At 60.3% G+C, this 19,718-nt stretch carries 18 protein-coding genes; 7 read left to right on the top strand and 11 right to left on the bottom strand.

From position 1 onward, the window contains the following. Nucleotides 1-23 precede the first annotated feature (23 nt). On the bottom strand, nucleotides 24-503 hold the full coding sequence (locus tag ACM6IV_RS25705) for a DUF1348 family protein (protein ID WP_034153955.1): 480 nt from the start codon (nucleotides 501-503) through the stop codon (nucleotides 24-26). A 54-nt stretch (nucleotides 504-557) separates the two neighbouring features. Next, entirely contained in the window at nucleotides 558-1,121 is a 564-nt protein-coding gene (locus ACM6IV_RS25710; RefSeq protein ID WP_150792674.1) for a TetR/AcrR family transcriptional regulator, read from the bottom strand. A 216-nt stretch (nucleotides 1,122-1,337) separates the two neighbouring features. On the opposite strand from ACM6IV_RS25710, the gene pssA reads away from it, so the two are divergent. Then, nucleotides 1,338-2,681 carry a CDP-diacylglycerol--serine O-phosphatidyltransferase gene (pssA, locus tag ACM6IV_RS25715; protein WP_414872172.1) on the top strand — a complete coding sequence of 448 codons (1,344 nt, stop codon included), beginning with the start codon at nucleotides 1,338-1,340 and terminating at the stop codon, nucleotides 2,679-2,681. A gap of 122 nt (nucleotides 2,682-2,803) precedes the next feature. On the opposite strand, the gene efeO (ACM6IV_RS25720) is transcribed toward pssA, so the two are convergent. The 4 genes from efeO (ACM6IV_RS25720) to efeU are packed head-to-tail and all read right to left on the bottom strand — an operon-like array spanning nucleotide 2,804 to nucleotide 7,028. Next, a complete protein-coding gene (gene efeO, locus ACM6IV_RS25720; protein WP_414872173.1) occupies nucleotides 2,804-3,628 on the bottom strand; it encodes an iron uptake system protein EfeO in 825 nt (274 codons plus the stop codon). 29 nt (nucleotides 3,629-3,657) lie between these two features. Next, entirely contained in the window at nucleotides 3,658-4,956 is a 1,299-nt protein-coding gene (gene efeB, locus ACM6IV_RS25725; protein WP_414872174.1) for an iron uptake transporter deferrochelatase/peroxidase subunit, read from the bottom strand. A gap of 18 nt (nucleotides 4,957-4,974) precedes the next feature. Then, nucleotides 4,975-6,174, bottom strand: a complete 1,200-nt coding sequence (efeO, locus tag ACM6IV_RS25730; RefSeq protein ID WP_414872175.1) for an iron uptake system protein EfeO — start codon at nucleotides 6,172-6,174, stop codon at nucleotides 4,975-4,977. Nucleotides 6,175-6,182: 8 nt separating this feature from the next. Continuing rightward, a complete protein-coding gene (gene efeU, locus ACM6IV_RS25735; protein ID WP_414872176.1) occupies nucleotides 6,183-7,028 on the bottom strand; it encodes an iron uptake transporter permease EfeU in 846 nt (281 codons plus the stop codon). A 283-nt stretch (nucleotides 7,029-7,311) separates the two neighbouring features. Here efeU and ACM6IV_RS25740 point away from each other — a divergent pair, with 283 nt between their 5' ends. From ACM6IV_RS25740 to ACM6IV_RS25765, 6 genes are all read left to right on the top strand, one after another. Continuing rightward, nucleotides 7,312-8,328, top strand: a complete 1,017-nt coding sequence (locus tag ACM6IV_RS25740; RefSeq protein WP_414872177.1) for an AraC family transcriptional regulator — start codon at nucleotides 7,312-7,314, stop codon at nucleotides 8,326-8,328. Between the two features lie 226 nt (nucleotides 8,329-8,554). After that, a complete protein-coding gene (locus tag ACM6IV_RS25745; RefSeq protein WP_414872178.1) occupies nucleotides 8,555-10,219 on the top strand; it encodes an AMP-binding protein in 1,665 nt (554 codons plus the stop codon). Between the two features lie 16 nt (nucleotides 10,220-10,235). Next, nucleotides 10,236-10,997, top strand: a complete 762-nt coding sequence (locus ACM6IV_RS25750) for an SDR family NAD(P)-dependent oxidoreductase (protein WP_414872179.1) — start codon at nucleotides 10,236-10,238, stop codon at nucleotides 10,995-10,997. 12 nt (nucleotides 10,998-11,009) lie between these two features. Further along, nucleotides 11,010-12,203 (top strand): acetyl-CoA C-acyltransferase, encoded by a 1,194-nt coding sequence (locus tag ACM6IV_RS25755; RefSeq protein ID WP_414872180.1) that lies wholly within the window; start codon nucleotides 11,010-11,012, stop codon nucleotides 12,201-12,203. A 139-nt stretch (nucleotides 12,204-12,342) separates the two neighbouring features. Next, nucleotides 12,343-13,470 carry an acyl-CoA dehydrogenase gene (locus ACM6IV_RS25760; RefSeq protein ID WP_414872181.1) on the top strand — a complete coding sequence of 376 codons (1,128 nt, stop codon included), beginning with the start codon at nucleotides 12,343-12,345 and terminating at the stop codon, nucleotides 13,468-13,470. A gap of 16 nt (nucleotides 13,471-13,486) precedes the next feature. After that, nucleotides 13,487-14,260: an enoyl-CoA hydratase gene (locus tag ACM6IV_RS25765; RefSeq protein ID WP_414872182.1), complete on the top strand. Its 774-nt coding sequence runs from the start codon at nucleotides 13,487-13,489 to the stop codon at nucleotides 14,258-14,260. Nucleotides 14,261-14,616: 356 nt separating this feature from the next. Here ACM6IV_RS25765 and ACM6IV_RS25770 read toward each other — a convergent pair whose 3' ends face one another. The 5 genes from ACM6IV_RS25770 to ACM6IV_RS25790 form a co-directional block, all read right to left on the bottom strand. Next, entirely contained in the window at nucleotides 14,617-15,768 is a 1,152-nt protein-coding gene (locus ACM6IV_RS25770; RefSeq protein WP_414872183.1) for an acyl-CoA dehydrogenase family protein, read from the bottom strand. A 3-nt stretch (nucleotides 15,769-15,771) separates the two neighbouring features. Further along, nucleotides 15,772-16,878 carry an enoyl-CoA hydratase/isomerase family protein gene (locus ACM6IV_RS25775; RefSeq protein ID WP_414872184.1) on the bottom strand — a complete coding sequence of 369 codons (1,107 nt, stop codon included), beginning with the start codon at nucleotides 16,876-16,878 and terminating at the stop codon, nucleotides 15,772-15,774. A 156-nt stretch (nucleotides 16,879-17,034) separates the two neighbouring features. Continuing rightward, nucleotides 17,035-17,721 (bottom strand): HPP family protein, encoded by a 687-nt coding sequence (locus tag ACM6IV_RS25780; protein ID WP_414872185.1) that lies wholly within the window; start codon nucleotides 17,719-17,721, stop codon nucleotides 17,035-17,037. Between the two features lie 157 nt (nucleotides 17,722-17,878). After that, entirely contained in the window at nucleotides 17,879-19,057 is a 1,179-nt protein-coding gene (locus ACM6IV_RS25785; protein ID WP_414872186.1) for an MFS transporter, read from the bottom strand. Between the two features lie 136 nt (nucleotides 19,058-19,193). Continuing rightward, complete coding sequence (locus ACM6IV_RS25790; protein ID WP_414872187.1) at nucleotides 19,194-19,712, bottom strand: GNAT family N-acetyltransferase; 519 nt, start codon at nucleotides 19,710-19,712, stop codon at nucleotides 19,194-19,196. Between the last annotated feature and the right edge of the window lie 6 nt (nucleotides 19,713-19,718).

Genomic DNA, 19,718 nt, shown 5'->3' on the forward strand with positions numbered 1-19,718 from the left:
CCACAATTGGATCTGCGTTTGACTTAGAGACCGAGGTCAGACAGGCCCGGATGGTCATCCGGGCGCCGACCCAGCGGCCAGTGGAACTTGCGCTCGCTTTCCTTGATCGGCATATCGTTGATGCAGGCATAGCGCTGGAACATCAGGCCCTGCTCATCGAATTCCCAGTTTTCATTGCCGTAAGAGCGGAACCAGTTACCCGAATCATCGTGCCACTCATAGGCATAACGCACAGCGATGCGGGTATCGGAGTAAGCCCAGAGTTCCTTGATCAAACGGTAATCCAGCTCCTTCGCCCATTTACGGGTGAGGAAGGCCTTGGCTTCTTCGCGGTTGTTGGCGAACTCGGCGCGGTTGCGCCATTTGGTGTCGAGGGTGTAGGCCAGCGATACCCGTTCCGGGTCGCGGGAGTTCCAGCCATCCTCGGCCAGTCGAACTTTCTCGATGGCCGATTCACGGTTGAAAGGTGGCAATGGCGGACGTACCTGGGCTGCAGTAGACATATCAGTCTCCCGATCTGATTAATAGTTGAACAACAAGTCCGGCTTATTAAGGCGTTACAGGTCCAATAACTTTCGCGCCATGCATTGCGCATTATCGGCGGCACTGTGATCACCCATCACAAGCGCTACGGTAATGGCACCGTCAATCAGGATCAGCAGCTGTCTGGCCAGCAGTTGCGGATCCTCGGCACCATGTTCGGTACACAGCTCGCACACGTAGTCGAGCAGTTTCTGTTTGTGTTCTTTCGCTACCAGCCGCACCGGGTCCTGCGGGTCGCCGGTCTCGCCGCTGGTGTTGATGAACGCGCAGCCGCGAAAGCCTTCTGAGGCAAACCAGCTCTTGAGCACGGTAAACAGGTTGAGCAGGCGATCGGCCGGGGTTTCGGCCTGATCGACAGCGCTTCTGTACCAGTGCATCCAGCGTACGTCACGGCGTTGCAGGGCGGCGACGGTCAGCGCGTCCTTGTCGGCAAAGTAACGGTAGATGCTTTTTCTGGAGACGCCGGCGGTTTTCACCAGAAGATCCATGCTAGTGGCAGCGATGCCACTTTTGTAGATCAACTTTTCGGTGACATCCAGAATGATGTCGCGTGTGTCGTTGCTAGTGATTTCGTTCATGGGTCGAACAGTAGAACGATTGTTCTCCTTGGTCAAGCAAGTATTTTTATTGCTGGTGAAATCGCTTTCGCGAGCAAGCTCGCTCCCACAGGGGAATGCATTTCAAATGTGGGAGCGAGCTTGCTCGCGAAGGAGGCATTACTGACACTGACAAGACCCGAAGGATGCGATGGTGTAAGCTCTGGGGTTCTTCGGATTCGACCCATTGCGAGCCCTATGCCGTTGCTTTTCAAACGTTCTTTGCTGCCCAAATTGCGCAGCTTTCCGCTGACCGCCGAGGCCGTGACCATTCTGTCCGGCGCCGCCGAGTTCCGTCGTTGCCTGCTGGAAAAGATCGCCGCTGCGACCCAGCGCATCTACATCGTCGCGCTGTATCTGCAGCAAGACGAAGCGGGTCAGGAAATCCTCGATGCACTCCACGCGGCCAAGCTCAAGCGCCCCGAGCTGGAAATCGCCGTGGTCGTCGATTGGTTGCGCGCCCAGCGCGGGCTGATCGGCGCAGGCAAGCAGCCGGGCAATTCGGCGTGGTACCAGGAAATGACCCGCACGCACCAGAGCGAAGTGCCGGTGTACGGCGTGCCGGTGCAGACCCGCGAGTTGTTCGGTGTGCTGCATTTGAAAGGCTTCGTCATCGACGACTGCGTGGTCTACAGCGGCGCGAGCCTGAACAACGTCTATCTGCACAAGTTCGACAAGTACCGTTTCGACCGTTACCACGTGCTGCACAGCCACGAACTGGCTGATTCGATGCACCACCTGGTCAAGCACGGCCTGATCGAATCAAAGGCGGTGCACCGTCTCGATCTGCCGAACCTGCCGACCACACGCAGCCTGCGTAATGACATCGGCGATCTGCGCAGCCGTCTCAAATACGCGACGTACGACACCGCTAACGGCAGCACCGCCCGGGAAGGCCTGTCGGTCAGCCCGCTGCTCGGCGTCGGCAAGAACAACCCGCTGAACCGGGCGATTCTCGAACTGATCGCCAGCGCGCAACAACAGCTGACCATCTGCACGCCGTACTTCAACCTGCCACTGGGTGTGATCCGTGAGATCAATCGCGCGCTGGCCCGTGGCGTGAAGATCGACATCGTGGTCGGCGACAAGACCGCCAACGACTTCTATATCCCGCCGAGCGAACCGTTCAAGGTCATCGCAGCGTTGCCTTATCTGTACGAGATCAGCCTGCGCCGCTTCGCCAAGCGCCATCAGCGCAACATCGACAGCGGTCAGTTGAACCTGCACCTGTGGCGTGATGGCGACAACACCTATCACCTCAAGGGCATGTGGATCGACCAGCGTTACACCTTGCTGACCGGCAACAACCTCAATCCACGGGCATTCCGCCTGGATCTGGAAAATGCGTTGCTGATTGATGATCCGAAAGGTGAATGGCTGGCGCCTCGGGCGAAGGAGCTGGAAGAGATTTTCCGCCATACCACGCGGATCGCCAGCTTTCAGAATCTGGAGACGCTGCCGGAGTATCCGGCCGGGGTGGCCAAGTTTCTCAAGCGCGTGAGTCGGGTGCGGATTGAGCGGTTGCTCTACCGGATTCTGTAAGGCTTTAAATTTGTAGCGGTCATACAACCGCTATCGCGAGCAGGCTCACTCCTACAGGGGAACGCATTCCAGATGTAGGAGTGAACCTGCTCGCGATAGGGCCTTAACAGACGCTAAAAAACTTAATTCAGACCGAGCTTGCCACGCAACGTGGACAGGTCTTCAGCCAGCGTATTCACCGGCCCGACCAGCGCCTTACGGTCGTTATCCTTCACTTTGTCATACGTCTCAAAGCCACCATCCTTGGTCTTGTACTTGGCCAGAGTCTTGTCGACGGTGGCAAAGTTCTTGTCCACTTTCGCTACGAACGCCTTGTCCTGCTTCTCGATCTGCGAACGGAACAGGTCGACGATTTTCTTCGCGCCGTCGATGTTTCCCTGGAAGTCGTACAGGTCGGTGTGGCTATAGCGATCTTCTTCACCGGAGATCTTGGTCGCGGCGACTTCTTCCAGCAGTGCGGCGGCACCACCGACGACTTTCTCCGGCGGGAAGGTCAGGCCGGCGACGCGGGTTTGCAGGTCTTTGACGTCGCTGTCGAGCTTGTCTGCCAGCTCGTTCAGGCCTTGGGTGCTTTTTTCCGAAAACAGCGAGTATTCGATGCGGTGGAAACCGGTGAAATCTTCTGCTTTCACGCCTTTCTCGTGGTCGTCGACACGGGAGTCGATGGACGCATCGAGATCACTGAACAGCTCGGCGATCGGCTCGATCGACTCGTAGTAAACGCGGGTTGGTGCGTAGAGTTTTTGCGCGGTGGCCAGATCGCCTTTCTTCACGGCGTCGGTGAATTGTTGGGTGTGGCTGCCCAGTTCATCCAATTGCTCGGTGACATAAATCTTGTAGTCCGAAACCGGCCCCACCAGATCCAGTGGTGCTGTGGCGGCGAACGCCGACAGCGGGGTATTGAGCAAACCAAGGGTCAGCAATAACGCGAGTGGCGTCTTTTTCATGGGGGCGGCTCCAGTGTCGGGATGTTGTTTCAGGCAGCGGTTTTCGGTTGTGTGGCGTTGAGCAGCGAGCGACCGATGAAATCCTTGTCGCCGGTGACACCCGGCAGGGTGAAGAAGTAGCCGCCGCCGACGGGTTTGAGGTATTCCTCCAGCGGCTCGCCATTGAGGCGGGTCTGCACGGTGATGAAGCCTTTTTCCAGATCAGCCTGGTAACAGATGAACAGCAGGCCCATGTCGAGCTGGCCGTTCTTGTTCACGCCGTTGGAATAGTTGAACGGTCGGCGCAGGATCAGGTTGGCCTGGCTCGCGGCGGTTCGCGGGTTGGCCAGGCGAATGTGCGCGTCGAGTTTGGTCAGCTTGCCTTCCGGGTCTTTGCTGTAGTCCGGGACTTCCGTCTCATGTTGCGCCCCCATCGGCGCGCCGGTGGTTTTGACCCGGCCGATGATGCTTTCCTGTTCCTGCAGCGGCGTGCGATCCCAGCGCTCGACGAAGTTGCGAATGATCCGTACCGCTTGATAACTGCCGTGAGCAGCCCAGGCGGGTTCGTCACTGCCCGGTTGCACCCAGACCAGGCGATCCATGGCTTTATCGTCGTTGGAATCCGGGTTGGCCGAGCCGTCGCGGAAACCAAGGAAGTTACGCGCCGATTGCGCCGGCACGCCCGGTTTCGCCGGGGCCTGTGGCGGTACGCTGCCTTCCTGTTTCCAGCGCACCAGCAGCAGGTCGGGGAGATTTTTGACGATGTCGCGCAGGGCGTGAATGTTGGTGTCGGCGGTGTTGGAGCAGAATTGCAGGCTCAGGTCGCCATGGCAGCAATCAGGGTCCAGCGCATCGTTGGGAAAACCGACCATGCGCATCAGACGCTTGGGCTTGGCGGCGGCCAGACCGAAGCGCTCGTCGAACAGCGACTCGCCGACGGACACGGTGATGGTCAGGTTGTCCGGCGTGACATTCGGTCCAAGGATGCCGGAATCCGGCGGCGGCAGTTTCGGATCGATCTGCGCCACCGGGCCGCCCTTCATCAGGAAGGCGATGCGCTCGTTGAGGGTGCGGAACAGCCGCTCCAGATCTTCACGATCACTGGCCAGTACGTCAAACGACACCAGCATGCCCGAGGCCGGGCGTGGCGTGACGATGCCGGTCTGGTGGACGCCGTGGAAATCATGACGGTCTTCGGTCTTGTCGCTGCTCGGTGCTTCGGTGACTTGTGCCGGCGCGGCGGCCATGGCCGGGCAGCTCAGGGCGGACCCGGCGAGGGCGACACCGGCGGCGCCCATGCCCATCAGGACTCGGCGACGTTGCAGGTTGAGGCTTTCTGAATCTTTCATCGGGAATGGGTCTTCTGCTTACAGGCCGGAGAGGCCGAGGGCGGGATCGATGCCATCCAGTGCGTCGGCCAGGGCCTGGGCCTTGTCGGCAATCTGCTTGCGTTGTGCGCCGCTGACGGAGTCGTAGCTGGCGTAGCCGTCCTTGATCTTGTAGGTGTCGAGTTCGCTGTCGAAGTCCGCCAGTGCCTTATCGATTTTCGGCAACAGGTCGGCGGCCGACTTGGTCAGCATCGGCCGCAGCAGCTCGACGACTTTGCGCGCGGTTTGCGCGTTGGCGGCGAAACCGTTGAGGTCGCTGTGGCTGTAGCGTTCCTCTTCACCGCTGGCGGCGCGGACGTCGGCCAAGGTGTTGAGGTTGCGCACGATGACGTTGACCAGTTGCTCCGGTGGCAGGCTCTGCGCGAGCAGTTGCTGTTTGAGCGTGGTGACATCGCTGAGCAGGCGTTGGGCCACGGGCGTCAGTTGGTCGAGATTGCGTTGTTGGAACAGTGCGTATTCGAGGCGGTGGAAACCGACGAAACCCGGATCCTGTTCGCGTTTTTCAAAGTAATCGGCGCGGGCGTTGATGCTGTTGTCCAGTTCTGCCAGGCGTTGCGCGGCCGGGGCCAGACGTTGATATGCAGCACGCGCCGGCAAGTACAGGGCTTGCGCCTGACTGAGGTCGTCGTGTTCAATCGCTTGATCGAGCACAGTCACGGCTTTGATCAACGCGCTGCTCTGGCTGGCCAGGTACACGCGGAACTCCGACAGCGGCCCGACGAAGGCAACCATCGACGGTTTGGCCTTGGCCGCCGCATCAGAAGCGGCAGTCGGCGTCACGTGCAGGGTGCCGCGCGGATTGCTCAGCAGGCCGCAGGTGATCGCGTAATCGCCCGGTTGCAGGTTGGCGTTGATCACCTGGCTCAGGCCCGGCGCGATGTTTTCCCGTTCTTCGACGACCAGCACGCCGTCAAGGATTTCCCATTCCACGGCACGCTCGGAGCGGTTGACGATGCGGAAACTGGCGCGGCCGGCCGGCACCGTCAGTGCATTCGGTTCACAACTGCCGGGATGAATATTCACCACCACTTCATCGTGATTGTGCTGACGCTTGGCGGCGGCCATTTTCGAGGCGTAATAAAACAGACCACCGGCGGCGATCATCACCACCACCGAACCGGCCACCGCCCAACGCAAGGCGCGGGGAGGGGAGGCCTGAGGAGTATTAGGCTTTGACATGAATGCCCTTATTGGCTGGAAACGGAAGACGTCTGCGTGGAAGGAGTGGGCGCGGGAGCCGGGTAAAAGAACATCACCAGCGCCACCAGCAGATAAATCAGATAGGCACCGAGGGTGCTGACGGTCGGCGCATCCTGGTAACCGAACATGCCGGCCAGCACCGAGCCCAACGGGCCGTCCATCGGCAGCGTCGCGCTGAAGTCGAAGAGTACGGTTTGCAGGTGATTCCACAGCCCGGCTTCATGCAGCGCCTGCACCGAGTTGGCAAGAATCCCGGCGGCCACCACCAGAATGAACAACCCGGTCCACTTGAAGAACGCCGAAAGATTGAGGCGCATGCTGCCGCTGTAGATCAGGAAGCCGACGATGATCGCCAGAATCAACCCGAGCAGGGCGCCGATCGGCGCGCCTGGACCTTCGCTTTGCTGGAACACCGCGAGCAGGAAGAACACCGTCTCCAGGCCTTCACGGGCGACAGCAAAAAAGACCATGGCGATCAGTGCGATGACCTGATGCTTTGATGACGTCAGCGCCTGATCCAGCGAGGCTTGCAGTGAATGCTTGATCGAGCGCGCGACTTTGCGCATCCAGAACACCATCGAACTGAGAATGCCCACGGCCACCAGCCCGACCACGCCCTCGAACAGCTCCTGCTGTTTTTGCGGGAATTCGGCACTGACCAGTTCCAGACCACCGCCGACCAACAGGGCGAGGGCGGCAGCGAGAAACACGCCGATCCATACGGCGGGCATCCATTGGCCACGGCCGGTCTGCTGGAGGTAGCTGGCGATAATGCCAACGATCAGCGCGGCTTCAATGCCTTCGCGCAACATGATCAGAAAGGGAACGAGCATTCGGTATCCACGGGGTCATTCGAAGAGGTTACAAGTAGTAACATAATGACAAGCATTCTCACATGACAATCATTGACATAAACCTGAACACAAGCTGAACAAGAGGAATGTTTGCTTCGCATGGATCCCTCTGGGAGCGGGCTTGCTCGCGAAGGCGGTGGGTCAGCAAAAAAATTTGTACTGACCCACCGCCTTCGCGAGCAAGCCCGCTCCCACCAGGGATTTGTGTTGGCTTTGGGTTAAGATGCCGGTCACTCAAAAACAACAAGGTCTACCGCGTTCCATGTCGGAAAAAGACACCATCGCCGCCCAACTCGTGCGTGAAGCGCTGCTGCAAAGTTGCGCCCCGGGCGCGGCCACGGAAGAGGTCTTGAACAAGGTCGGGATCGATCCGGCATTGCTGCAAACCAAACACGGCCGGGTGCCGGCCTCGCAGTACGCCAAACTCTGGCGGTTGCTGGCCCGCCGTGGTGACGACGAGTTTTTCGGCATGGACCCGCGCAAGCTCAAGTCCGGCAGCCTGGAATTCCTCTGTCGCAGCGCGATGGCGCAACCGACGCTGGCAGCGGGTTTGAGTACGGGCCTGAGCTTTTTGTCGCTGATGCTCGAACGCCTGCCGGCGCAACTGGTACACCAGCAAAGTCTCGCCGAGATTGTGCTGCTGGAGGACGATCCCGAACCACGCCGCGCCTTCACCTATTTCACCTACTGGATGATCGTCCATGGCGTGGCCTGCTGGCTGGCCGGGCGGCGGATACCGATTCTGGCGATTGAATTGCGTTGCTCCGAGCCGGATTTCACCGACGATTACCGGGTGATGTTTTCGGAAAACCTGCGATTCGACCGACCTCGAACGCGGATGATCTTCGCGGCTGATTGCCTGGATCTGCCGATCAAACGCAGCGCCGAAGAGCTGAAGCGCTTTCTCGCCCATGCCCCCGCCAACATTCTGGTGAAGTACCGCGACCCGGAGAGCCTGGCCAGTCGGATCAAGCATGATCTGCGGCAATTGCCTGCCGAACAGTGGCCGGAAACCGAGGCGTTGGCGCAGCAATTGTGCATGTCGGCCTCGACCTTGCGCCGACGCCTGGCGGAGGAAGGGCAGACCTATCAAGGGCTCAAGGACAGTGTGCGCAAGGAGTTGGCGATTATCTGGCTGGCTGAGCCTTCGATCAGTTTTGTCGAGATTGCCAGCCGATTGGGGTTTGCCGATGCGAGTTCGTTCTACAAGGCGTTTCGCAAATGGTCGGGGTCCAATCCCGGGCATTACCGCACGTTGATCCTCAATGAAGTTGTCTGATCTGGCGCCATCGCGAGCAGGCGAAGGCCTACATTTGAAATGCGTTCCCCTGTGGGCCTTCGCCTGCTCGCGATAGCGCCATTCCAAGCGCCACAAAACTAAAACCCTGGCCAAACCAGTCAACCACTTTGATAGCTTTGACCATTGCCGCCACCGCCCCACAGCGCGACTATCCCTCTGTTGTTTACGGTTCCCAGCCTAATAAAAACACAGAGGGATTCAGGCAATGCGCGATTACTTGTCTGCCACCGCACAGTTCGACTATCAACACACCGTGGAGGCCGCGCTCAGCGGTACGCTGGAGGCGCTCAACGCCTGCGTCGAATGTTGCGACCGTCATGCCTTGCCCGGGCGCATTGCGCTGTTCTGGGAGGGCCGCGACGGCGCCAGTGCGACGTATACCTTCAGCGATCTGCAGGACAAAGCCGCGCGCTTCGCCAATTTCCTCCTCGCCCAAGGCGTGCAGAAGGGCGATAAAGTCGCCGGTCTGCTGCCGCGCAACATCGAATTGCTCATCACCGTGTTCGCCACCTGGCGCATTGGTGCGGTGTATCAGCCGCTGTTCACCGCGTTCGGCCCCAAAGCCCTCGAACATCGCCTGAACAGCTCCGGTGCCAAAGTCGTGGTCACCGACGCCGTCAACCGGCCCAAACTCGCCGACGTCGCTGACTGCCCGACCCTCGTCACCGTTGGCGGCGCCAAGGGCCAGGGTATCGTCCGAGGCGACTTCAGCTTCTGGGCCGAACTGGCCAACTGTTCCAATGTTTGCGAACCGGTCCTGTTGACCGGCGAAGACCCGTTTCTGCTGATGTTCACGTCCGGCACCACCGGCCCGTCGAAAGCGCTGTCGGTACCGCTCAAAGCCATTGTTGCCTTCCAGAGCTACACCCGCGACGCCGTGGACCTGCGCCCCGAAGATGCTTTCTGGAACGTCGCCGATCCGGGCTGGGCCTACGGCATCTACTTCGGCGTCACCGGTCCGTTGTCGATGGGCCATCCGATCACCTTCTACGATGGGCCGTTTACCCTCGAAAGCACCTGCCGGGTGATCAACAAGTACGGCATCACCAACCTCACCGGTTCGCCGACGGCTTACCGTCTGTTGATTGCCGGTGGTGATGAGTTCGCCAAGTCGATCAAAGGCAAGCTGCGCATCGTCAGCAGCGCCGGCGAGCCGCTGAACCCGGAGGTGATTCGCTGGTTCGCCGACAACCTCGGTGTGGTCATTCACGACCATTACGGCCAGACCGAACTGGGCATGGTCCTGTGCAACCATCACGGCCTCGATCACCCCGTGCATGTTGGCGCCGCCGGTTTTGCCTCGCCGGGCCATCGCATCGTGGTGCTCGATGATCAGTACAACGAACTCGGCATCGGCCAGCCGGGCATTCTCGCCATCGACCGGCCGCAATCGCCGATGTGCTGGTTTGGCGGCTATGAAGGCACGCCGACAAAAGCCTTCGTCGGCGATTACTACCTGAGCGGCGACACCGTGGAATGGAATCCGGACGGCAGCATCAGCTTTGTCGGTCGCAGCGACGACGTGATCACGACCTCCGGCTATCGCGTCGGCCCCTTCGATGTTGAAAGTGCATTGATCGAACACCCGGCAGTGGTCGAAGCGGCGGTGGTCGGCAAGCCCGATCCGGAGCGCACCGAACTGGTCAAAGCCTTTGTGGTGCTGAGTGCGCAATACCGCGCCGCGCCGGAGTTGGCCGAAGAACTGCGCCAACACGTACGCAAGCGTCTGGCTGCGCATTCATACCCGCGTGAAATCGAATTTGTCAGCGAATTGCCCAAGACCCCGAGTGGCAAGTTGCAGCGCTTTATCTTGCGCAACCAGGAAATCGCCAAGGCTCAAGAGGCTGCGGCGCATAACGTTTCAGCTTGAATCAGGAAATACCGTCATGCAGATCGAGAACAAGGTTTTTATCGTCACCGGCGGCGCGTCCGGCCTCGGTGCCGCCACCGCTGAATTGCTGGTCAGTGCCGGCGCCAAAGTGATGCTGGTGGACATGAATGCCGAAGCGGTCGCCGCGCAGGCGCAACGTTTGGGCGCGCAAAGCGTGGTGGCCGACATCAGCAACGAAGCCGCCGCCGAAGCCGCCGTGCAGGCCACGGTCAAAGCGTTTGGCAGCCTCAACGGTCTGGTCAACTGCGCCGGTATCGTCCGGGGCGAGAAGATCCTCGGCAAGAACGGCCCGCATGCGCTGAGCAGCTTCGCCCAGGTGATCAACGTCAACCTGATCGGTAGCTTCAACATGCTGCGCCTGGCCGCTGCGGCGATCGCCGAAGCCGAGGCCAATGGCGACGGTGAACGCGGCGTGATCATCAACACCGCCTCGGTCGCAGCCTTTGACGGGCAGATCGGCCAGGCAGCGTATTCCGCTTCGAAAGGCGCAATCGCCAGTCTGACCCTGCCGGCCGCCCGTGAACTGGCACGCTTCGGCATCCGTGTGATGACCATCGCCCCCGGTATTTTCGAAACGCCGATGATGGCCGGCATGACCCCCGAAGTCCGTGATTCGCTGGCCGCCGGCGTACCGTTCCCGCCGCGTCTGGGCAAGCCTGCCGAGTACGCCGCGCTGGTTCGGCATATCATCGAAAACAGCATGCTCAACGGCGAGGTGATCCGTCTCGACGGCGCCTTGCGCATGGCCGCCAAGTAAGGAGGATTAGTCATGACTATTTCCAGTGATCCGATTGTTATCGTCAGTGCCGTCCGCACCCCAATGGGCGGCTTTCAGGGCGAACTGAAAAGCCTCACCGCACCGCAACTCGGTGCTGCTGCGATCAAGGCTGCGGTTGAACGTGCCGGTGTTGCCAGCGACGCGGTCGATGAAGTGCTGTTCGGCTGCGTATTGCCGGCCGGCCTCGGCCAGGCACCGGCACGTCAGGCTGCGTTGGGCGCCGGGCTGGATAAATCCACCCGTTGCACCACCGTCAACAAGATGTGCGGTTCGGGTATGGAAACCACCATTCTCGCTCACGACATGCTGATCGCCGGCAGCGCCGATGTGGTCATCGCGGGCGGCATGGAGAGCATGTCCAATTCGCCGTACTTGCTGGATCGCGCCCGCGCCGGTTACCGCATGGGCCACGGCCGCGTGCTTGACTCGATGTTCCTCGACGGCCTCGAAGATGCCTACGACAAGGGTCGCCTGATGGGCACCTTCGCCGAGGATTGCGCCGAAACCAACAGCTTCAGCCGCGAAGCGCAAGACGCCTTTGCCATCGCCTCGACCACCCGCGCGCAGCAAGCGATCAAGGACGGCAGCTTCAAGGACGAAATCGTCCCGCTGACCGTGACTGTCGGCAAGGAGCAGGTGCTGATCAGCCACGACGAACAACCGCCAAAAGCCAAACTGGACAAGATTGCCTCGCTGAAACCGGCGTTCCGCGAAGGCGGCACGGTGACGGCGGCGAACTCCAGCTCGATCTCTGACGGCGCCGCAGCACTGGTGCTGATGCGTCAGTCGCAGGCGCAGAAACTGGGCTTGAAACCGTTGGCGGTTATCCATGGCCACGCCGCGTTTGCCGACACTCCGGGCCTGTTCCCGGTGGCGCCGATTGGTGCGATCAAGAAGCTGATCAAGAAAACCGGTTGGTCGCTGGCTGATGTCGATCTGTTCGAAGTCAACGAGGCGTTTGCCGTGGTTGGCATGGCGGCGATGACCCATCTGGAAATTCCCCATGACAAGCTCAATGTGCATGGCGGTGCCTGTGCGCTGGGGCATCCGATCGGCGCATCGGGTGCGCGGATTCTGGTGACGTTGCTCTCGGCGCTGCGCCAGAGAAACCTCAAGCGCGGTGTCGCGGCAATCTGCATCGGCGGCGGCGAAGCGACGGCCATGGCTGTGGAATGCGTCTATTAACGTTGGCACCGGACCCTGTGGGAGCGGGCTTGCCCGCGAAGGCGTCGTGTCAGCCAGCGTTGAGTTGAATGACACACCGCATTCGCGAGCAAGCTCGCTCCCACAGGATTTGTGTCTGAACTTGAAGTAAGGATTCACCATGATTCCCAACGAAGACCAAGCCCAGATCCGCGACATGGCCCGGCAATTCGCCGAGGAACGCCTCAAGCCGTTCGCCGCCGAGTGGGATCGCGAACACCGATTCCCCAAGGAAGCCATCGCTGAAATGGCCGCGCTGGGCTTCTTCGGCATGCTCGTGCCGGAGCAGTGGGGCGGCTGCGACACCGGTTACCTGGCGTACGCCATGGCCCTGGAGGAAATCGCCGCCGGTGATGGCGCCTGCTCGACGATCATGAGCGTGCACAACTCGGTCGGCTGCGTGCCGATCCTCAAGTTCGGCAACGACGATCAGCGCGAACGTTTCCTCAAACCCTTGGCCAGCGGCGCCATGCTCGGTGCCTTTGCGCTGACCGAACCGCAAGCCGGTTCCGATGCCAGCAGCCTGAAAACCCGCGCACGCCTGGAAGGCGATCATTACGTGCTGAATGGCTGCAAACAGTTCATCACCTCAGGGCAAAACGCCGGGATTGTGATTGTGTTTGCGGTGACCGATCCGAGTGCTGGCAAGCGCGGTATCAGCGCGTTTATCGTGCCGACCGATTCACCGGGCTACACAGTCGCCCGGGTCGAAGACAAGCTTGGCCAGCACGCGTCCGACACCTGTCAGATTCTTTTCGAAGATGTGAAAGTGCCGGTGGCTAACCGTTTGGGGGAGGAGGGCGAGGGCTACAAGATTGCTCTGGCCAACCTTGAAGGTGGCCGCGTCGGCATCGCGTCGCAAGCAGTGGGCATGGCCCGCGCGGCGTTTGAGGCGGCGCGCGATTACGCCCGTGAGCGCGACACCTTCGGCAAGCCGATCATCGAGCATCAGGCCGTGGCCTTCCGTCTCGCTGACATGGCCACGCAGATCGCCGTCGCCCGGCAAATGGTGCATTACGCCGCGGCCCTGCGTGACAGTGGGCAACCGGCGCTGGTCGAGGCATCGATGGCCAAACTGTTCGCCTCGGAGATGGCCGAGAAGGTCTGCTCGATGGCGTTGCAAACCCTCGGCGGTTACGGTTACCTCAACGACTTCCCGCTGGAGCGTATCTACCGCGACGTGCGCGTCTGCCAGATCTATGAAGGCACCAGCGACATTCAGCGCATGGTCATTTCGCGCAATCTTTGACAAGGAATTTTAATTCATGACTTACGAAACCATTCTGCTCGAAACCCACGGCCGCGTTGGCCTGATCACCCTCAACCGCCCGCAGGCGCTGAATGCCCTGAATGCGCAACTGGTCAGCGAAGTGAACCAGGCCCTCGATGCGCTGGAAGCGGATGCGAACATTGGTTGCATCGTCCTCACCGGTTCGAAGAAAGCTTTCGCCGCCGGTGCCGACATCAAGGAAATGGCCGAGCTGACCTATCCGCAGATCTACATGGACGACCTGTTCAGCGACAGCGATCGCGTGGCCAACCGGCGCAAGCCGATCATCGCCGCCGTCAACGGTTTTGCCCTGGGCGGTGGTTGTGAACTGGCGTTGATGTGCGACTTCATTCTGGCCGGTGACAACGCCAGATTCGGTCAGCCGGAAATCAACTTGGGCGTGCTGCCAGGCATGGGCGGCACCCAGCGCCTGACCCGCGCAGTGGGTAAAGCGAAAGCCATGGAAATGTGCCTGAGCGGGCGCATGATCGATGCGGTGGAGGCCGAGCGTTGCGGCATCGTCGCGCGGATTGTGCCGAGTGATGAACTGCTCGAAGAGGCGTTGAAGGTTGCTGCGGTGATTGCCAACAAGTCGCTGCCGATTGCGATGATGATCAAGGAAAGCGTGAACCGTGCCTTTGAAGTGAACCTGACAGAAGGCGTGCGGTTTGAGCGCCGGGTGTTCCATGCGGCGTTTGCCACGCAGGATCAGAAGGAAGGGATGGCGGCGTTTATTGCCAAGCGTGAGGCGGCATTCCAGGGCAAGTAATGTGCTGAACTGACTGACGCTTTCGCGAGCAGGCTCGCTCCTACATTGGGTTTTCGGCGAACACAATCTCTGTGCTCACTGGAGATCCCTGTGGGAGCGAGCTTGCTCGCGAAGCTTTTTTTGGCTTGATGTACATCAAAATCAAAAGCCCCTCACCCTAACCCTCTCCCGGAGGGAGAGGGGACTGATTGGGGGATGCTTTAGATGTACGCCGACCTGAGAGAACTTTACTGAATCCTTAATTGACTTCCATATCGACTCGGTCCTTCAGGTCGATGTACAACGCCAGACACCTCGGTCGGCCCCCTCTCCCTTTGGGAGAGGGCTGGGATGAGGGAAAAATGGGGCCAACACCCTTACAACTGATAGTTCTTCAGCTCCCGCGCAATCACCATCCGCTGAATCTCGCTCGAGCCTTCATAGATCTGGGTAATCCGCGCATCACGGTAGTACTTCTCGACCGGATAATCTTCCAGATACCCATACCCGCCATGAATCTGAATCGCCGACGAACACACCTTCTCGGCCATTTCCGAGGCAAACAGCTTGGCCTGCGACGCTTCGGACAAGCACGGTTTGCCCGCCGTGCGCAGACGCGCCGCATGCAGGATCATCAGCCGCGCCGCGTTGATTTGCATGTGCATGTCGGCCAGCAGGTTGGCGATGCTCTGGTGTTCGTTGATCGGTTTGCCGAACTGAATACGCTCGCGGGAATACGTCAGCGCCGCCTCGAACGCGGCACGGGCAATGCCCAGGGCTTGCGCGGCGATGCCGATGCGTCCGCCTTCAAGGTTGGACAGGGCAATCGCCAGGCCTTTGCCGCGCTCACCGAGCAGATTCGCTTCGGGGATGCTGCAGTTGTTCAGCGTCACTGCGCAGGTGTCGGAGGCGCGGATGCCCATCTTGTGTTCGGTGCGATCGACGATGAAACCCGGTGTATCAGTCGGCACCAGAAACGCGGAAATGCCTTTCTTGCCCAGTTCCGGATCGGTCACCGCAAACACAATCGCCAGTTTCGCCCGTTTGCCGTTGCTGACAAATTGCTTGGCGCCGTTGATCACCCATTGGCCGTCGCGCAGTTCGGCGCGGGTGCGCAGGTTGTGCGCTTCGGAACCGGCCTGTGGTTCGGTCAGGCAGAAGCAACCGATGGTTTGCCCGCTGGCCAGATCCGCCAGCCAGGTCTGTTTCTGTGCGTCGCTGCCGTAATTGAGCACCGGGCCGCAACCCACCGAGTTGTGGATGCTCATGAACGCGCCGGTCGCGCCGTCACCGGCGGAAATCTCTTCCACGGCCAGTGCGTAGGCGACGTAATCGACGTAGGTGCCACCCCATTCCTCCGGCACTACCATGCCAAGCAAACCCAGTTCACCCATCTTCGCAACGAGCGCATCATCGATCCAGCCAGCCTTTTCCCAGGCCTGCGCGTGCGGTGCGATTTCGCCACGGGCGAAGTCCCGGGCCATGTCGCGGATCATCACTTGTTCTTCAGTCAGTTCGAGATCATGCATGGCTCAGCTCCCGCTCTCAGCAAACCCGTGGAAGAAACTCGCGACATGCTCTGCGTCCAGCGCAGCGAGGGTCGGCGGGTTCCAGCGAGGTGTCTTGTCTTTGTCGATCAGCAGGGCGCGCACGCCTTCGATCAGGTCGCCGCGGGCGAACCACTGGCGATCCAGGTGCAGCTCCAGCGCGAAGCACTGTTCCAGGCTCAGGTGCCGGCCGCGACGCAGCATCTCCAGGGTCACCGCCATGGCCAGCGGCGAGCGGGTTTCCAGCAGATCAGCCGTGGTGGTCGCCCATTCGTGGCTGTCGGCGACGGTCACTGCGCGTAACTGCTCGACCATGCTCGGTACATCCGGCAGGGCGAAGAAATGGTCGATGGCCGGGCGCAAGGCTTCAAGTGGCGCATCGGGCAGGGTTTGCACGGCGTGCTTGGCCAGCAGATTCTGCAGCGCCTTGAGCGGCGTGTCCTGCCATTCCATCTGATCGAGTCTTTCGTCGAGCAGCGCCAGTTTGCTGCTGTCCAGATACCAGTCGGCGAGGCCGCAATACAGCGCATCGGCCGCACGGATCTGCACGCCGCTGACACCCAGATAAATCCCCAGTTCACCGGGAATGCGCGGCAGGAAATAACTGCCACCGACATCGGGGAAATAACCGATGGCCACTTCCGGCATGGCCAGACGGCTCTTCTCGGTGACCACCCGCAGATCGGCGCCTTGCACCAGGCCCATGCCGCCGCCGAGGACGAAGCCGTCCATCAGTGCCAACACCGGTTTGCGGTAATGATGAATCGTCAGGTCGAGGGCGTATTCCTCGACGAAGAAATCTTCGTGCAGCGTGTCGCCGCTTTTGTAACTGTCGTACAGGGAACGAATATCGCCGCCAGCGCAGAAAGCTTTTTCACCGGCACCGCGCAGGACTACCGCCTGCACATTGGTGTCAGTCGCCCAGGCGTCGAGCTGCTGCTGCAGCAAACGCACCATGTCGAGGGTAATCGCATTGAGGCCGGCGGGGCGGTTGAGGGTCAGGTGACCGATGTGATTGCGAACGTCGGCCAGCACTTCGTTTTGCGTGGCATCCATGGACGGGGTCCGCGGGGATGAAGCCTGAGCTGTCATCAGTAACTCCCTGCTTTTATTGTCTTTATTCGAGAAGCTCGCGCGCGAGCGTTGACCGATCGTAACAGTGCAAATTTGCCGTGTACAACCGGGATATTCGCAGGGGGAGTTTGCGTTTTTGCAGTAGGCGCAGCCTTCGGCAGCGCCTGCACGGGGTCAGCGGAATGTATCGGCAATGCTGCGACGCTTGGCATGCATTTCACTGGCATGGATCAGTTGTTCGAGATCTTCGGGAGTGATGTCGATAAAGGCTTCCATCTCGGCCAGCGCGAGTTTGAGGTCTTCGGCGGTGATCGCCTGACTGTCGACCGGTGCCAGCAGCGGCGCCGGTTCTGCCGGGCGTTTCGGATAATGAATGCGGGTCAGGTTGTTGTAGGCGAGGGCGCTGAGCAGCATGCTCGCGGCGCCGAGCATCACCGGTTCCATGGCTTTCCAGTCCATGGCGATGGTTGCAGGGTCGGCCAGCACCAAGGTCAACGCCAACGCGCCGGCCGGCGGATGCAGGCAGCGCAGCCAGCACATCAGGATCAGCGCCATGCCCGCCGCCAGGCAAGCGCTGCCCAAGGTGCGGCCAAGCACGTGCGCCACCAACAGCGCGACAACCCCGGCACATAAATAACCACCGAGAATCGACCACGGCTGGGCGAGGGCGCCGGAGGACACGGCGAACAGCAACACCGCCGACGCGCCCAGCGGGCCGATCAGGTGATAGGCAACGTCATGGCCAAACACCTGCGCGCATAACCACACACTGAACAACGTGCCCAAAGCCATGCCAATCGCGGCGCGGCTCCATTCAGTGGGACGGGTGTTGATGGCAGCAGGTAACCAGCGAGCGAGCATGTGAATCCGATCCTTGCAGCAAATTCGAGGCAAAAAAAAGGACTTGTCCGGCATGTCCGGAAAGCCCTCGAAGTGTTCCAACATTGGGGGAGGAACGCACACAGTGTGCCGGGCAAACTCGATGCTGACAAATTCATATTAATGCAGATTTAGTGCATTAATTTTGAACTGAAGCAGCGCGGCGTCCACTGATGAAGCACAACCAGCCGCCCACAGCCGCGAGGGCGCTCAAGGCATAGAACATGCTCGGCGCCGGGGTGTGCATCAGTAGAAACCCGCATATGACCGGACTGGCCGCACCGCCGAGGGCGGCGAGGTTCTGCGCGCCGTAATAGCTGCCGCGCAGCTCTTCCGGGGCGAGGGTGTCGACAAACAGAAAGTCGGCCGGGTAAATGATCATCTCGCCCAAGGTGAAGATGAACATCGCCACGCACCAACCCACCAGGCTGTCGGCAAGACTGAAGCCGATCAGGCCAATGATGAACAACGCGGTGCCGCCGGCAATCCAGTGGCGCAGATGTTCGCGGGTCAGTAAACGGCCGATCTGGTACTGCAGCACAATTACCGTGATCGCGTTGCAGGCGAGCAGGGCGGCCATGGTGTCCAGCGTCTGTTGCTGCGTGTGGGTGACCAGCAGGTACTGCGACAGGTACAGGGTGAAACGCCCGTGCACCAGGGTGCTGAGCAGGCAACCCAAGGTAAACAGGATCATCGTGCGGTCGTTCTTCAGGATGATCAGGGTTTTCAGAAAGCTGGATGGCGCAGCGATTGCCGAGACCGGATTCACTTCACGCGCGGCACCGTACAGCAGAAAGATGCTGCCGATGGCAATCGCGCCCGCCACGATAAACGGCGCTGACGGCTGAACGCCGGCGATCACCACGCCGATCATCGGGCCGACGGCATAACCGATGTTGGTCAGCGTGTAATTCAGGGAAAACGCCTTGACCCGCTGGCCTACCGGCAGGTTTTCACTGAGGATGGCTTTGGAGCCGATCAGGAACAGCGCCGACGCCGTTTCGCTGATGATCAGCACCAGGGTGACGAGGTACAGGTTCTGCGCGAAGGTCAGCAGGATCAGACCGGTACCGCTGGAGAGCATGGTCAGGATCAGCAACCGGCGCTTGTCCAGCCGATCGATGATGTAGCCGCCGTACAGCGACAACAGCGTGGCGCTGAACACCGCGATGCCCAGCAGCAGGCCGACATCTTGCGGGTTGAGGTCGAGCTTGTTGCTGAGGAACAGCGTCAGTAGCGGGCTGATCAGGGCGCGGCTGATAACGACGGTCAGCGAGCTGATCATCAAGCGGCGGATGAGGCGCGAGTAAGTGGCCACGAAGGGTCAATGTCCTTATTTCAAATGCTTGGCGAGCGTGCATCATCCTTACCGGGGAGCCACCACCGGTCAAGCCGCCACACCACAATTCCTGTGGGAGCGAGCCTGCTCGCTCCCACAAGGACTTTCATTGCGTTCAAATCAGGCGCAGGCGCATGGCACAGCGACGTTCCGGGGGAAAGCCGTGGAGGATTTCCGATTGCAGTGCTTCGTGTAAATGGCGATCAGCTTGTGCAAGCGTCAGCTCGGCAAATCCCATCCGTTGATAAAACGGCGCATTCCACGGCAAATCACGGAAGGTGGTCAATGTCACTGAGTCCAACCGCATCGCGCGCGCTTGTTCAATGACTGCCGCAACCAGTGCGCGACCGATGCCTTTTCCTTGAAAAGCCTGACTGACGGATAGCTCCTCAATGTGCATCTGCTGATTGATGTCTACCGCACGAACAAATCCGGTCAGTTGCCCATCGCTCTTTTCAGCAACCCACACGTACGTCTGTTCGATGGCCTGCAGATGTTGGGCAGCATCGGGTACCTCGGCATCAGCCAGCCACGCCAATGGCGGATCAAGACGAAACAATTGCGCGGCCGAACGCTCGATCGGGGGGAGGGCAACCGCGTCAGCAAGGCTGGCGCGGCGTACGTCGAAGGTCATGTTAAG

Source organism: Pseudomonas sp. IT-347P, assembly GCF_949768005.1.
In the GTDB taxonomy this organism is placed as follows: domain Bacteria; phylum Pseudomonadota; class Gammaproteobacteria; order Pseudomonadales; family Pseudomonadaceae; genus Aquipseudomonas.

Bases quoted from the DNA above. Each gene is read 5' to 3' on its own strand.
- ACM6IV_RS25705 (WP_034153955.1), bottom strand. From the start codon at position 503: ATGTCTACTGCAGCCCAGGTACGTCCGCCATTGCCACCTTTCAACCGT.
- ACM6IV_RS25710 (WP_150792674.1), bottom strand. From the start codon at position 1,121: ATGAACGAAATCACTAGCAACGACACACGCGACATCATTCTGGATGTC.
- pssA (WP_414872172.1), top strand. From the start codon at position 1,338: ATGCCGTTGCTTTTCAAACGTTCTTTGCTGCCCAAATTGCGCAGCTTT.
- efeO (WP_414872173.1), bottom strand. From the start codon at position 3,628: ATGAAAAAGACGCCACTCGCGTTATTGCTGACCCTTGGTTTGCTCAAT.
- efeB (WP_414872174.1), bottom strand. From the start codon at position 4,956: ATGAAAGATTCAGAAAGCCTCAACCTGCAACGTCGCCGAGTCCTGATG.
- efeO (WP_414872175.1), bottom strand. From the start codon at position 6,174: ATGTCAAAGCCTAATACTCCTCAGGCCTCCCCTCCCCGCGCCTTGCGT.
- efeU (WP_414872176.1), bottom strand. From the start codon at position 7,028: ATGCTCGTTCCCTTTCTGATCATGTTGCGCGAAGGCATTGAAGCCGCG.
- ACM6IV_RS25740 (WP_414872177.1), top strand. From the start codon at position 7,312: ATGTCGGAAAAAGACACCATCGCCGCCCAACTCGTGCGTGAAGCGCTG.
- ACM6IV_RS25745 (WP_414872178.1), top strand. From the start codon at position 8,555: ATGCGCGATTACTTGTCTGCCACCGCACAGTTCGACTATCAACACACC.
- ACM6IV_RS25750 (WP_414872179.1), top strand. From the start codon at position 10,236: ATGCAGATCGAGAACAAGGTTTTTATCGTCACCGGCGGCGCGTCCGGC.
- ACM6IV_RS25755 (WP_414872180.1), top strand. From the start codon at position 11,010: ATGACTATTTCCAGTGATCCGATTGTTATCGTCAGTGCCGTCCGCACC.
- ACM6IV_RS25760 (WP_414872181.1), top strand. From the start codon at position 12,343: ATGATTCCCAACGAAGACCAAGCCCAGATCCGCGACATGGCCCGGCAA.
- ACM6IV_RS25765 (WP_414872182.1), top strand. From the start codon at position 13,487: ATGACTTACGAAACCATTCTGCTCGAAACCCACGGCCGCGTTGGCCTG.
- ACM6IV_RS25770 (WP_414872183.1), bottom strand. From the start codon at position 15,768: ATGCATGATCTCGAACTGACTGAAGAACAAGTGATGATCCGCGACATG.
- ACM6IV_RS25775 (WP_414872184.1), bottom strand. From the start codon at position 16,878: ATGACAGCTCAGGCTTCATCCCCGCGGACCCCGTCCATGGATGCCACG.
- ACM6IV_RS25780 (WP_414872185.1), bottom strand. From the start codon at position 17,721: ATGCTCGCTCGCTGGTTACCTGCTGCCATCAACACCCGTCCCACTGAA.
- ACM6IV_RS25790 (WP_414872187.1), bottom strand. From the start codon at position 19,712: ATGACCTTCGACGTACGCCGCGCCAGCCTTGCTGACGCGGTTGCCCTC.